The sequence below is a fragment of the Azospira sp. MPR-E4 genome, from assembly GCF_058809645.1.
This window is the reverse complement of sequence record NZ_JBXAST010000035.1, coordinates 1-13,157: the sequence shown is the minus strand read 5'-3', so window position 1 is coordinate 13,157 and position 13,157 is coordinate 1. Positions and strand designations below refer to the sequence as shown.

Annotated in this window: 9 protein-coding genes and 1 pseudogene; 3 read left to right on the top strand and 7 right to left on the bottom strand. The window is 67.1% G+C overall.

Annotated elements, in window-relative coordinates; all coding sequences use genetic code 11:
• Nucleotides 1–5: 5 nt before the first annotated feature.
• From AC1RTA_RS11215 to AC1RTA_RS11205, 3 genes are all read right to left on the bottom strand, one after another.
• Nucleotides 6–974, bottom strand: coding sequence for a D-2-hydroxyacid dehydrogenase (locus AC1RTA_RS11215; RefSeq protein ID WP_014235249.1), 969 nt, complete (start codon nucleotides 972–974; stop codon nucleotides 6–8).
• Between the two features lie 4 nt (nucleotides 975–978).
• A complete protein-coding gene (locus AC1RTA_RS11210) occupies nucleotides 979–1,716 on the bottom strand; it encodes an aldehyde dehydrogenase family protein (RefSeq protein ID WP_152089791.1) in 738 nt (245 codons plus the stop codon).
• Nucleotides 1,717–1,824: 108 nt separating this feature from the next.
• Nucleotides 1,825–3,264 carry a LutB/LldF family L-lactate oxidation iron-sulfur protein gene (locus AC1RTA_RS11205; protein ID WP_014235251.1) on the bottom strand — a complete coding sequence of 480 codons (1,440 nt, stop codon included), beginning with the start codon at nucleotides 3,262–3,264 and terminating at the stop codon, nucleotides 1,825–1,827.
• A 160-nt stretch (nucleotides 3,265–3,424) separates the two neighbouring features.
• On the opposite strand from AC1RTA_RS11205, the gene AC1RTA_RS11200 reads away from it, so the two are divergent.
• A complete protein-coding gene (locus AC1RTA_RS11200; protein ID WP_014235252.1) occupies nucleotides 3,425–4,258 on the top strand; it encodes an IclR family transcriptional regulator in 834 nt (277 codons plus the stop codon).
• Between the two features lie 82 nt (nucleotides 4,259–4,340).
• Here the strand turns inward: AC1RTA_RS11200 and pbpG are convergent, their stop codons facing one another.
• The 3 genes from pbpG to AC1RTA_RS11185 form a co-directional block, all read right to left on the bottom strand.
• Complete coding sequence (gene pbpG, locus AC1RTA_RS11195; protein WP_014235253.1) at nucleotides 4,341–5,360, bottom strand: D-alanyl-D-alanine endopeptidase; 1,020 nt, start codon at nucleotides 5,358–5,360, stop codon at nucleotides 4,341–4,343.
• Between the two features lie 116 nt (nucleotides 5,361–5,476).
• The gene (locus tag AC1RTA_RS11190) at nucleotides 5,477–6,658 is read right to left on the bottom strand and encodes a patatin-like phospholipase family protein (RefSeq protein ID WP_014235254.1); all 1,182 of its coding nucleotides are present in this window, start codon (nucleotides 6,656–6,658) and stop codon (nucleotides 5,477–5,479) included.
• 177 nt (nucleotides 6,659–6,835) lie between these two features.
• Complete coding sequence (locus tag AC1RTA_RS11185; protein WP_014235255.1) at nucleotides 6,836–9,112, bottom strand: NADP-dependent malic enzyme; 2,277 nt, start codon at nucleotides 9,110–9,112, stop codon at nucleotides 6,836–6,838.
• Nucleotides 9,113–9,557: 445 nt separating this feature from the next.
• On the opposite strand from AC1RTA_RS11185, the gene AC1RTA_RS11180 reads away from it, so the two are divergent.
• The gene (locus AC1RTA_RS11180; RefSeq protein WP_014235256.1) at nucleotides 9,558–11,417 is read left to right on the top strand and encodes a phosphoenolpyruvate carboxykinase (GTP); all 1,860 of its coding nucleotides are present in this window, start codon (nucleotides 9,558–9,560) and stop codon (nucleotides 11,415–11,417) included.
• 101 nt (nucleotides 11,418–11,518) lie between these two features.
• Nucleotides 11,519–12,676 (top strand): pyridoxal phosphate-dependent aminotransferase, encoded by a 1,158-nt coding sequence (locus tag AC1RTA_RS11175; RefSeq protein ID WP_492784753.1) that lies wholly within the window; start codon nucleotides 11,519–11,521, stop codon nucleotides 12,674–12,676.
• A gap of 145 nt (nucleotides 12,677–12,821) precedes the next feature.
• On the opposite strand, the pseudogene AC1RTA_RS11170 reads toward AC1RTA_RS11175, so the two are convergent.
• A pseudogene (locus tag AC1RTA_RS11170) lies at nucleotides 12,822–13,157 on the bottom strand (hypothetical protein); the annotation flags it as partial.

Below are 13,157 nucleotides of genomic sequence, written 5' to 3'. Positions count from 1 at the left end.
ACTCCTTAGGCGACGCGGTTCGCCGCACCGGGAGTCATGGCTCCCCGGGCGAAGGCTTCAAGGTTGTCGATCAGCTGGTCGGCCAGGGCCTGCATGGCCGGGGCACTGGCCCAGGCCACGTGGGGCGTCAGCAGGAAGTTGGGGGCAGCCAGCAGGTCCGGGGACAGCAGGGGATGGTCGTCCGTCGGCGGTTCCGCGGTGAGCACGTCGAAACCGGCGCCGGCGATCCAGCCCTCCCGCAGGGCCCGGGCCAGGGCGGCCTCGTCCACCAGGCCGCCGCGGGCGGTGTTGATGAGCAGGGCCGAGGGCTTCATCGCCTGGAGTTCCGCCGCCCCGATCAGGTGGCGGGTCTCGGCCGTCAGCGGGCAGTGCAGGCTGAGGGCGTCGGCTTCGGCCAGCACGGTCGCGAACGCGGTGTAACCGGGACGCACCACGGCAGCCCCCTTGCGTTCGGCCTGCAACACCTTCATGCCGAAGGCCTGGGCCAGACGCACCACGCCCTGGCCCAGGCTGCCACCGCCGACCACCCCCAGGGTGGCGCCGTGCAGGTCCCGGATGGGATGGTCGAAAAAGCAGAACTGTTCGGCACGCTGCCAGCGCCCCTCGGCCACGCTCTGGCGGTAGGCCAGGAGGTTGCGGGAGAGGGCCAGGAGCAGGGAAAAGACGTGCTCGGGCACGGTGTGCACCGCATAGCCCTGGATGTTGCTGACGACGATGCCCTGGCGCCGGGCCGCCTCCAGATCCACGTTGTTGGTGCCGGTGGCGGCCACCGCCACCATTTTCAGCTGGGGCAGCCGGGCCATCAGGGCGCCGCTGATGGGCAGCTTGTTGACGATGGCGATGCTGGCCCCGGCCAGGCGCTCTTCCAGCTGCGCCGCCGTGGTGCGGGCGTACTCGGTCCACTCGTGGGCGAAGGCGGGGCGCCGCACCTCGGCGCGGATGGATTCCCGCTCCAGATAGACGATGCGATGCATGGGTTCAGTCCTGCAGGGCGGCCTGCAGGGTGCCGGTGACGGCGGCCGGTGCCAGGGCCACCAGGGCGCGGGCGCCGATCAGGGACTGGATTTTTTCCGCCAGCTCGGCGGCGCCGGCAAAGGCCAGCAGATCCACGCCCGGATGCTCGGCCAGGGCCTTGAGCACCGCCTCGTCGCCCTGGACCAGGTTGCAGGCGCCGTCGGGCACACCGGCCCGGGTGAACAGCTCGGCCAGGGCCAGGGCACAGGACGGGGCCAGGGGACTGGGCTTGAGCACCACCACGGCGCCGGCGGCCAGGGCCGAGGCGGCCAGGGCGGCGGGGGCCAGCAGGGGCGCCACGTTGTCGCTGAGGCCGGCCACCAGGCGGGGCTGGCCGTGGGGCGCCGGCATCTGGCGCAGGCAGGCGATGGTGGCCGCCACTTCGGCCTGGGCCACGCCCTGGTCGCAGCCGGTCTCTTCCACCAGCAGCTTGGCGAAATGGCCGGCGTAGCGGTCCAGGCTGTCGGCCACGCTCTTGAGGCAGCCGCGGCGGGTTTCCACGTCGGCGGCGGACCAGGTGGGCAGGGCCAGGCGGGCGTTGTCCACCGCCGTCGCCACCTCGTCGGCGCCGCACAGGGGCACCTTGCGCAGCACTTCGCCGGCGGCGTTCTGGATGTCGCGGAACACGGGAGCCATGGTCAGGTAGGCGCGGCCGCCGATCCACAGGGGCAGGGCCGGGGCTTCGTTGGGGGTGAGCATCATGGTGGCTGTCCTCAATAATTTGAAAATTCGTCTGGCCCCGGAGCGTAGGCGGGATCGGCGGCCAATACCTTGATCCGCTTCAATCCTGGCCGGCGCCGGGTGTTCGGCTCAATCCTGCCGGCGGCGGGCGGCGTACAGCTCGCGGAAGGTCTTGCCCTGGGGCGCCGGGAAATCCCGTCCCCGGCTCCATTCGGGCACGCCGGGTAGGGTGCGGATGGAGGCCTTGCCGCCGGCCAGCAGCTTCAGGGCCCGGGCGCCGAGGCCGGCGGCCAGGGCGTACAGGCGCGGCCGGGCGGCGAAGAAGCCCCAGGTGCGCAGGGCCCAGCGTTCCTGCCAGGGGCGCAGTTCCGTTTCCATCTGCTTTTCCCGCAGCTTGCGCAGCAGTTCGGGCAGGGGAATCTTCACCGGGCAGACGATGCTGCACTGGCCGCACAGGGTGGCCGCCTGGGGCAGGTCCGGCGCCTGTTCCAGGCCGGTGTAGAGGGGCGTCAGGACCGAGCCCATGGGGCCCGGATAGACCCAGCCGTAGGCGTGGCCGCCGATGCTCTGGTACACCGGACAGTGGTTCATGCAGGCGCCGCAGCGGATGCAGCGCAGCATCTCCTGGAAATCGCCGCCCACCAGGCCGGCGCGGCCGTTGTCCATGAGCACGAAGTACATGTGCTCGGGGCCTTCCACCGCGCCCTCGGCCCGGGGGCCGGTGAGCAGGGAGACATAGTTGGAGATGGTCTGGCCGGTGGCGGAGCGGGTCAGCAGGCGCAGCAGGGCGGAGAGGTCTTCCAGGGTGGGAATGACCTTTTCGATGCCCACCACCGCCACATGGACCCGGGGCAGGGTCGTCACCATGCGGCCGTTGCCCTCGTTGGTGACCAGGGCCACGGAACCGGTTTCGGCCACCAGGAAATTGCCGCCGGTGATACCCATGTCGGCGGAGAGGAAGTGTTCCCGCAGGGCCACCCGGGCTTCCCGGGTCAGGGCCGGGATGTCGATCTGGCCTTCCGGCGTCACCGGGCGGCCGTGGCAGCGGGCGAACAGTTCGTCCACCTCTTCCTTGTTCTTGTGGATGGCCGGCGCCAGGATGTGGGAGGGCGGTTCCTTGGCCAGCTGCAGGATGTACTCGCCCAGGTCCGTTTCCACCGACTGCACCCCGGCGGCCTCCAGGCCCTCGTTGAGGCCGGCCTCCTCGGACAGCATGGACTTGGACTTGATGACCTTCTTCACCCCGTGGCGCTTGGCGATGTCCACGATCAGCTGCTGCGCCTCCCGGCCGTCCCGGGCCCACAGCACCGTGGCGCCGGTGGCGGTGGCCTTGGCCTCGAAGGCCTCGAGCCAGGCATCCAGATCCGTCAGGGCCGTATCCCGAATCTCGGCGCCGATGCCGCGCAGGGTTTCGAAGTCGCCGGCCTGGCCGACGCTGTCGAATTCGGCCACCACCCGGGCCCGGCCGCCGACGAAGAGTTGCTTGGCGCCGCCCAGCTTGGACTGGAGGGCCGGATCGGCCAGGCGCTCAGCCGCCCGGGCGCGAAATTGGAGGGACTTAACTTCCACGAGAAGAGCCTTATGCAGGGAAGGGCAAGAAAAAAGTCAAAAATATATTGCGACGCACAATTCCATAATGCGAAAATTGCCCGTCACGGCTGCGAAAGCCGAATTATAGTGCTCCCGGGAACAAACCCAGGGATGCGATAAAGAAAGCGACCGAGAGAACATGGCAGAGAGTGCAAGCAGTGCAGGCAAGGCCAGCCCCCGGGCTGCCGCCAAGACGGCCGGCGAGAAGCCGGAAAGCCGCAGTTCCATCCAGGTGATCGAGCGCATGATGTCCCTGCTCGACGCCCTGTCCGCCCAGCCGGACCCGGCCAGCCTCAAGCAGCTGGCCCAGGCCACCCAGCTCCATCCCTCCACCGCCCACCGCATCCTGGCGGCCATGACCCACGCCCGCTTCGTCGAGCGCCACGACCAGGGCACCTACCGCCTCGGCATCCGCCTGCTGGAGCTGGGCAACCTGGTCAAGTCCCGCATCAATCTGCGGGAAGTGGCCCTGCCCTTCATGCAGACCCTGCACGAAACCATCGGCGAGGCCATCAACCTGGGCGTGCGCCGGGACGACGAGATCGTCTATATCGAACGCACCTCCAGCGGCCGCTCCCTGGTGCGGGTGGTGTACCTGGTGGGCGGCAGCGCCCCCCTGCACCTGACCTCCGTCGGCAAGCTGTTCCTGGCCGAGGCCGGCGCCCAGGAGGTGAAGGAATACGCCAAGCGCACCGGCCTGCCAGGCAAGACGCCCCACTCCCTGACCACCATGGCCGCCCTGGAAAAGGAACTGGACAAGATCCGCCGCCACGGCATCGCCTTCGACAACGAGGAAGCGGAAATCGGCCTGAAGTGCGTTGCCGCCCCCATCCACGACGACGAGGGCCATCTGGTGGCCTGCCTCTCCGTCTCCGCCCCCACCGACCGCCACAATCCGGACTGGGTGGACCAGGTGCGGCGCACCGCCGACGAAATCTCCCAGGCCCTGGGCTACAGCAAGCCGCGCAAATAGGCGGGTGGCGGGCGACAGCGCCCGGCCCCGGCAAAAGAAAAAGGCCGCGCAATGCGCGGCCTTTTTGCTGGGTGCCGAAAACTCAGGCGCGGCTGGTGCGGCGACCGAGGGAGGCGCTTTCCATCCAGCGCTTGATGCGGTTGGCGTCGCCGATGCGGGTCATCTTGCCGGCGGAATCCAGCAGCACGATGACCACCGGGCGCTCGGCCACCCGGGCCTGCATCACCAGGCACTTGCCCGCTTCCTGGATGTAGCCGGTCTTGGACAGGCCGATATCCCAGGTGGTGCTCTTCACCAGGGCGTTGGTGTTGTGGTACTCCAGCAGGCGGCCATTGGTTTCCACCATGGCGCCGGAGGTGGTGGAGAACTCCCGGATCAGGGGGTAGGTATGGGCCGCGGCCACCATCTTGGCCAGGTCGTTGGCGGTGGACACGTTGTTGCTGGTGAGGCCGGTGGGATCCTGGAAGTGGGTGTCCATCATGCCCAGGGAGCGGGCCTTGCGGTTCATGGCTTCGACGAAGGCATGCAGGCCGCCGGGATAATGCCGCGCCAGGGTGTGGGCGGCCCGGTTCTCGGAGGACATGAGGGCCAGCAGCAGGGCGTGTTCCCGGGTCAGCACGGTGCCGACGGAAAGGCGGGAGCGGCTGCCCTTGAGGGTGTCAATGTCCTCTTCGCCGATGGTCACCGGAGCCGACAGGTTGGGCTGGGAATCCAGCACCACCATGGCGGTCATCAGCTTGGTGATGGAAGCGATGGGCACCACGGCGGAGGCGTTCTTCTGGTAGATCACTTCGCCGTTGCCCTGGTCCAGAACCAGGGCGGCGCTGGACTGGACGGCCAGGCGCTGGGCTTCGCCGAAGTCGGCGGGAACGGCGGAAGCACGGCGCACATTGGAATTGCGCACGTTCTGGGAAATCACTTTGGGCTTGCTGGCGGTGGCCGGCTTGCTCGTCGAGGCCTTGACCGGCTTGGCGGCCTTGGCGGCGGGGGCGGATTTTGAAGTCTTGCGTGCCTTGGACTGGGAGGCTTCGGCGGCCGGCGGAACGGCCACGGCAACAGCTGCCAGACCCAGCAGCAATGCGGGAATGAACGTCTTCCGCATTTATTTCTCCTGCGAGGTGTCGGGTTACAGGGATTTTACGTCAGTTTAATCAGAGTTCTTAATACTTCAAGAAAAATAATGAGATGGCGTAGTTTCCTTAAGCAATTCAACAGGTTTCAACCCAGGTCAAGGAAGGCCCGCACCTCGTCGCCCCGGGCCAGGGTGTCCCGGTAGCCCAGATCCATCAGGGCCTGGGTGTAATCGGCCTGAAACAGGAGGTAGCTGGTGAGGGCGCCGCCATTGCGGCGCAGGGCGCCGATGCCGGAAAGCAGGGTCTTCACCGGCCAGGGCAGGCTGCGGGCGTGGCGCGCCGCCAGGTGGTCGAGCCGCTCCGAAGGCGACAGCACCAGGGTCTGGATCGGCCGCAGGGCCAGACCGGAGGCCTGCCGCACTTCCGGCGGGATGACCGAGAGGGTGCGGTTGATGCGGGTCAGGCGTTCGATATCCACCGCCAGGCCGTCGAGGAAAATGGAGGACAGGGCGTGGCCCGCCACCTGGGCCAGGGACGGGTAGCCTTCGCCGCCGCCCCGGGCCTGGCGCTCCTGGCCCAGGCGGCCGGCGGCTACCACCAGGATGCGCTCGGCCCCCAGGTGGATAGCCGGGGCGATGGGCGCCAGCTGGCGCATGGAGCCGTCGCCGAACCACTCCCGGTTAAGCTTCACCGCCGGGAAGATGAAGGGAATGGCGCAGGAGGCCATCAGGTGTTCCACCGTCAGTCGGGCCCGGGCGCCGACCCGCTGGGCCCGCTCCCAGGGGTCGATATGGGCCAGGCCCTGGTAGAAGCTGACGCTCTGCCCGGAGTTGTAGCCGGAGGCGGTGATGCACAGGGCCTGCAGGGCACCGCTGCCCACCGCCCGGTCGATGCCGTGGAAATCCAGCTCCCCGGCCAGCAGTTCGCGCAGGGGGCCGTTGTCGAGCAGGGAGCGGGGATTGCGCCGCAGCAGCCAGCCGAAGGCCAGGGCCGAGAGCCAGCGGGCACCGGCGATGCCGACGCCGAGGGCGTCGCCGCGATAGACCCGGTTGACCTCCATGGCCTCCCACACCCCCACCAGGCGCTGCACGGCGCCGCGAAAATTCTCCGCACCGCAGGCCAGGCCGGCGGCATTGATAGCGCCGGCGGAAGTGCCGCAGATGATGGGGAAGGGATTGCGCCGGGCATCGGGCAGCAGTTCGGCGATGGCCCGCAGCACCCCGGCCTGATAGGCGGCCCGGGCGCCGCCGCCGGACAAGACGAGGGCGGTGGCACCGGCACTGCCGGGAGGCAGGGAGGACGGGGAGTTTGAAGGGGAGTCAGCCATCATCCCAGTGTAAGGCGGGCCCCGGGCAGGATCACGTTGCAATGCAGCAGGGACGGGCCTCGCCGCCATGGCCGGCCCAGGCATGGCGCCCCGCCTGGGCCGGCGGGCAGACGTAAAAACGCCCCGGCGCCGGAGCGTCGGGGCGTTTGGGGCCGGCAGCCGGGGCCAAAGCCCGGATCAGCGCTCGGTGCCCGCATCCACCACCGTCAGGGCCGTCATGTTAACAATGCGGCGCACCGTGGCGGTGGGGGTCAGGATATGCACCGGCCGGGCGGTGCCGATGAGGATGGGACCCACGGTGAGGTTGTCGCCGGCAGCCGTCTTCAACAGGTTGAAGGAGATGTTGGCGGCATCCAGGGTGGGCATCACCAGCAGGTTGGCCTGGCCCTTGAGGCGGGAGTTGGGGAAGCCCTGCAGGCGGATCTGCTCGTCCAGGGCGGCATCGCCGTGCATTTCGCCTTCGGCCTCCAGTTCCGGCGCCTGCTCGGCCAGCAGCTCCAGCACCTTGCGCATCTTCAGGGAGGTGGGGGTGTCCTCGGTGCCGAAGGTGGAATGGGAGAGCAGGGCCACCTTGGGCGTAATGCCGAAGCGACGGATTTCGTCCGCTGCCAGCAGGGTCATCTCGGCCAGCTGCTCGGCGCTGGGGTCGTAGTTCACATAGGTGTCGCCGATGAACACGGTGCGGCCCGGCAGCATCAGCAGGTTGAGGGTGTAGTAGCTGCTGGAGCGGTCGTTGGTGCCGATGACGTGCTTCACATAGAAGCGGTGCAGCTGGTGCCGGCCGAAGGTGCCGCAGATGAGGCCGTCGGCCATGCCCAGGCGCACCGCCAGGGAACCGCACAGGGTGTGGCGGCGGCGCACTTCGCGCTTGGCGTAGTCGAGGGAAACGCCGCGGCGCTCCATCAGGCGGTGGTATTCCTGCCAGAACTCGTCGTAGCGGGGGTTGTTGTCCGGGTCCAGGATGTCGAAGTCCAGGCTCTCGCGGATGCGCAGGCCGGCGGCTTCCACCTTGGCATTGATCACCGCCGGGCGGCCGATGAGGATGGGCCGGGCGATGCGCTCTTCCACCACCACCTGCACGGCCCGCAGCACCCGCTCGTCCTCGCCTTCGGCGTAGATGATGCGCTTGGGCGCCGCCTTGGCCTGGGCGAACACCGGCTTCATGATGAGGCCGGAGTGGTACACGAACTCGTTGAGGCTCTGCAGGTAGGCGGGCCAGTCGGTGATGGGCCGGGTGGCGACGCCGGAATCCATGGCGGCCCGGGCCACGGCCGGGGCGATCTTGACGATGAGGCGGGGATCGAAGGGCTTGGGAATCAGGTACTCGGGGCCGAAGCCGGAGACCTTCTCGCCGTAGGCGGCGGCAACGATCTCGCTCTGCTCGGCCCGGGCCAGTTCGGCGATGGCCTTCACCGCCGCCAGCTTCATCTCTTCCGTAATGGTGGTGGCGCCCACGTCCAGGGCGCCGCGGAAGATGAAGGGGAAGCAGAGGACGTTGTTCACCTGGTTGGGATAGTCGGAACGGCCGGTGGCGATGATGGCGTCGTCCCGCACTTCCTTCACCAGGTCGGGCAGGATTTCCGGGGTCGGGTTGGCCAGGGCCAGGATCAGGGGATTCTTGGCCATCTTGGCCACCATGTCCTGCTTCAGCACGCCGCCGGCGGAGAGGCCGAGGAACACGTCGGCGCCCTCGATGACCTCGCCCAGGGTGCGGGCATCGGTCTTCTTGGCATAGCGGGCCTTGATCTCGTCCATCTCCTCGACCCGGCCTTCATAGACCACGCCCTTGATGTCGGTGACCCAGATGTTCTCCACCGGTACGCCGAGCATCACCAGCAGGTCGAGACAGGCCAGGGCGGCAGCGCCGGCACCGGAGGTGACCAGCTTGATCTGCTTCAGGTCCTTGCCCAGATAGGTGAGGCCGTTGAGGATGGCGGCGCCGACCACGATGGCGGTGCCGTGCTGGTCGTCGTGGAAGACGGGGATCTTCATCCGTTCCCGCAGCTTCTTCTCAATATAGAAGCACTCAGGGGCCTTGATGTCTTCCAGGTTGATGCCGCCGAAGGTGGGCTCCAGGGAGGCGATGGTCTCGATCAGCATGTCCGGGTCGCGCTGCTCGATTTCCAGGTCGAAGACGTCGATGTTGGCGAATTTCTTGAACAGCACGCCCTTGCCTTCCATCACCGGCTTGGCGGCCAGGGGGCCGATGTTGCCCAGGCCCAGCACGGCAGTGCCGTTGGTGATGACGCCCACCAGGTTGGCCCGGGCGGTGACGGTGGAGACTTCGGCCGGATTGGCGACGATCTCTTCGCAGGCGGCGGCCACCCCGGGGGAGTAGGCCATGGAAAGGTCGTACTGGTTGGTCAGCTGTTTGGTGGGCTGGACCGAGATCTTCCCCGGCTTGGGATGGCGATGGTAGTAGAGGGCGGCTTCGCGCAGCTGCTTGTTGTCCATGGTTCTATCCACTATGCAAAAAGTCGTTTCACGATATGAAAGAATATATCAGGGTAATCCCCCATAGTCGAGTTTCTATTGGACTGATCCTGTGGCATAATCCCGCGCTTTCCTGAATCCCGCCGATTCATTCACTGTAGTCAAGGGCTCACCGCGCCACAACCAAGCCGAGCATGCTTTTCACGGCAAACCTCCGCAGGCAGACCAGTTCCTCTCCTGCGATCTCCGACAGCGACGCCCTCCGCGCCGTGTGTCTGTGCGCGTGCCCCACAGTGAGCAAACGGTCGCTCCCCAAGAAGAGCCGCACTCAGGAAAACCAGGACAACGCGCTCCGCGAAAAGCTCGCCCGCCCTCACCGAGGTCGGGCGTTTTCGTTTTGGCGGTCCTGATTTCTCTTTAGTTTCATTTTTCGGATTTTTTACCTCTTCCTGGAGACCTGGAGACCATGAGTACTTCCAACACCGTCGCCCCGATCAACGCTCCCGATTACGTCAAACACGAGGGCCTCAAGAAATGGGTGGCGGAAATCGCCGCCCTCACCCAGCCTGACCGTGTTTATTGGGCAGACGGTTCCCAGGAGGAATACGACCGCCTGTGCGCCGAAATGGTCGCCGCCGGCACCCTGATCAAGCTCAACGAAGCCAAGCGCCCCAATTCCTACCTGGCCTTCTCCGATCCTTCCGACGTGGCCCGCGTCGAAGACCGCACCTACATCTGCTCCGAGAAGAAGGAAGACGCCGGCCCCACCAACAACTGGGAAGAGCCCGCCAAGATGCGCGAGACCCTCAACGGCCTGTTCAAGGGCTGTATGAAGGGCCGCACCATGTACGTCATCCCCTTCTCCATGGGTCCCCTGGGTTCCCCCATCGCCCATATCGGCATTGAAATCACCGACTCCGCCTACGTGGTTGTGAACATGCGCACCATGACCCGCATGGGCAAGGCCGTCAGCGAACTGCTGGGCACCGATGGCGAGTTCGTGCCTTGCGTGCACTCCGTGGGCGCCCCCCTGGAGCCGGGCCAGCAGGATTCCAAGTGGCCCTGCAACCCCACCGTCAAGTACATCGTGCACTACCCCGAGACCCGTGAAATCTGGTCCTACGGCTCCGGCTACGGTGGCAACGCCCTGCTCGGCAAGAAGTGCTTCGCCCTGCGCATCGCCTCCACCATGGCCCGCGACCAGGGCTGGCTGGCCGAGCACATGCTGATCCTGGGCGTGGAATCCCCCGAAGGCGAAAAGACCTACGTGGCAGCCGCCTTCCCCTCCGCCTGCGGCAAGACCAACTTCGCCATGCTGATCCCACCCAAGTCCTTCAACGGCTGGAAGATCACCACCATCGGCGACGACATCGCCTGGATCAAGCCCCGCGTGGACAAGGACGGCGTCACCCGCTTCTACGCCATCAACCCGGAAGCCGGCTTCTTCGGCGTGGCCCCCGGCACCAGCGAGAAGACCAACTTCAACGCCCTGGCCACCCTCAAGGAAAACATCATCTTCACCAACGTGGCCCTGACCGATGACGGCGACGTGTGGTGGGAAGGCCTGACCAAGGAAGCCCCGGCTCACCTGATCGACTGGCAAGGCAAGGACTGGACCCCGGAAGACGGCAAGGCCGGTCGCAAGGCTGCCCACGCCAACTCCCGCTTCACCGCTCCGGCCGCCCAGTGCCCCTCCATCGATCCGGCCTGGGAAGATCCCGCCGGCGTGCCCATCTCCGCCTTCATCTTCGGCGGCCGCCGCGCCACCACCGTGCCCCTGGTGTACCAGGCCTTCAACTGGAACTTCGGTGTGTACATGGCTGCCACCCTGGGCTCCGAAACCACCGCTGCCGCCTTCGGCGCCCAGGGCGTGGTGCGTCGCGACCCCTTCGCCATGCTGCCCTTCTGCGGCTACCACATGGGTGACTACTTCAACCACTGGCTGAAGATGGGCCACACCGTGGAAGCCACCCCGAAGATCTTCTGCGTGAACTGGTTCCGCGTGGACGAAGAAGGCAAGTTCATGTGGCCCGGCTTCGGCGACAACATGCGCGTGCTGAAGTGGATCGTGGAACGCTGCAAGGGCACCATCGCCGCCAAGGAAACCAAGCTGGGCTGGATGCCCCGCTTCGAGGACATCGACTGGACCGGCACCGACGTCGACAAGGCCGACTTCGACGCCCTCACCACCGTGGACGCCGATGCCTGGCAGAAGGAACTGGAACTGCACAAGGAATGGTTCGACAAGCTGGGCGAAAAGCTGCCCAAGGAACTGACCCTGAAGCGCGAACTGTTCGAACTGGGCCTGTTCAAGGACGTCGCCTAAGCACCAGCGCCTGAGCTAAGATTGAGAGGCCGCCCCAGGGCGGCCTTTCTTTTTGCCCGCAGCCCCTCCCCTCTACACCCACCGCCCCACGGAAAGCCGCCATGCCCGTCTCCGCCCCCCGCCTCGCCGACATCGCCCCCTTCCACGTCATGGAGCTGCTGGGCCGGGCCCGGGAGCTGGAAGCCCAGGGGCGGGACATCATCCATATGGAAGTGGGCGAACCGGACTTCCCCACTCCGGAACCCATCCTCGCCGCCGCCCGGGAATTCCTGCAGGACGGTCGCGTCTTCTACACCCCGGCCCTGGGCCTGCCCGAGTTGCGGGAAGCCATCTCCGGCTTCTATCGGCAGCGCTACGGCATCGCCGTGCCGGCCAGCCGCATCGCCATCACCGCCGGCGCCTCCGGCGCCCTCACCCTGGCCCTGGCCTGCCTCGCCGCCCCCGGCAGCGAGTGGCTGCTGACGGACCCGGGCTATCCCTGCAACCGCCATTTCGTGCGCGCCTTCGAAGGCGTTCCGGTCAGCATCCCGGTCGGCGCCGCCAGCAATTTCCAGCCGACCCGCCAGGACCTGGAACAGCACTGGAACGAACGCACCGCCGGCGCCCTCTTCGCCTCGCCGGCCAATCCCACCGGCACCATGCTCGGCGCCGCCGAACTGGCCGACATCGCCGACTTCGTGCGCCAGCGCCAGGGGCAGCTGATCATCGACGAGATCTACCACGGCCTCACCTACAACAGCGACGCCCCCACGGCCCTGGCGGCCGGCGACGACATCTTCGTCGTCCAGAGTTTCTCCAAGTATTTCCAGATGACAGGCTGGCGCCTGGGCTGGCTGGTCATTCCCGAACCCTTCGTGCGGGACGTGGAGAAGCTGGCCCAGAACCTCTTCATCTCGGCTTCCACACCGGCCCAGCACGCCGCCCTGGCCGCCTTCCAGCCGGAGACCATCGCCCTGCTGGAACAGCGCCGCACCGAATTCAAGGCCCGTCGGGACTATATGGCACCGGCCCTGGAAGCCATCGGCTTTCGCATCACCGCCCAGCCCGAAGGCGCCTTCTATCTCTACGCCGACTGCAGCACCCTGACCGACGACAGCTTCGGCTTTGCCCGCCGCCTATTGGAAGAGGCCGGCGTCGCCATCACTCCCGGTATCGACTTCGGCAACCACGGCGCCAGCAGCCACGTCCGCTTCGCCTACACCAACGCACAAGCACGCCTGGCCGAAGGCGTGGAACGGATTCGCCAGCTACTCGCCTGACACCCGCCAGCACCGGGCCCCACTCGCAGCCCCCAGCACCATGCATCCCAATCCGCCTGCTGACTTGCCCGGCGGATTCCCCAAAAGAAAACGGACAACACCCCCCTAGGTCGGGGGTTGTTGTCCGTTGTGCCTGTTCCGCCGCTTATTTCGGGCGGGAGCCGGTCGGAAAAGGCCAGGCGGCAGCCGGGTTCAGGGCGGACTTCAGGCCCGGAGTGGCGGCGGTGGAGGGGGTCGGAGCCGGCGCCGGAGCAGCGGCCGGAGCGGCAGCAACTTCGAGCTTCTTCTCTTCCACCTTGGCGGGAGCCGCAGCGGGTTTGGCCGGAGCAGCCTTCTTCGCGGCGGGCTTGGCAGCAGCCTTAACGGGAGCAGCCTTCTTCGCGGCGGGCTTGGCAGCAGCCTTAGCCGGAGCAGCCTTCTTCGCGGCGGGCTTGGCAGCAGCCTTAACGGGAGCAGCCTTCTTCGCGGCGGGCTTGGCAGC

Excerpts from the sequence above, each read along its gene's own strand:
- AC1RTA_RS11215 (WP_014235249.1), bottom strand. The coding sequence starts at position 974 with ATGCATCGCATCGTCTATCTGGAGCGGGAATCCATCCGCGCCGAGGTG.
- AC1RTA_RS11210 (WP_152089791.1), bottom strand. The coding sequence starts at position 1,716 with ATGATGCTCACCCCCAACGAAGCCCCGGCCCTGCCCCTGTGGATCGGC.
- AC1RTA_RS11200 (WP_014235252.1), top strand. The coding sequence starts at position 3,425 with ATGGCAGAGAGTGCAAGCAGTGCAGGCAAGGCCAGCCCCCGGGCTGCC.
- pbpG (WP_014235253.1), bottom strand. The coding sequence starts at position 5,360 with ATGCGGAAGACGTTCATTCCCGCATTGCTGCTGGGTCTGGCAGCTGTT.
- AC1RTA_RS11190 (WP_014235254.1), bottom strand. The coding sequence starts at position 6,658 with ATGGCTGACTCCCCTTCAAACTCCCCGTCCTCCCTGCCTCCCGGCAGT.
- AC1RTA_RS11185 (WP_014235255.1), bottom strand. The coding sequence starts at position 9,112 with ATGGACAACAAGCAGCTGCGCGAAGCCGCCCTCTACTACCATCGCCAT.
- AC1RTA_RS11180 (WP_014235256.1), top strand. The coding sequence starts at position 9,558 with ATGAGTACTTCCAACACCGTCGCCCCGATCAACGCTCCCGATTACGTC.
- AC1RTA_RS11175 (WP_492784753.1), top strand. The coding sequence starts at position 11,519 with ATGCCCGTCTCCGCCCCCCGCCTCGCCGACATCGCCCCCTTCCACGTC.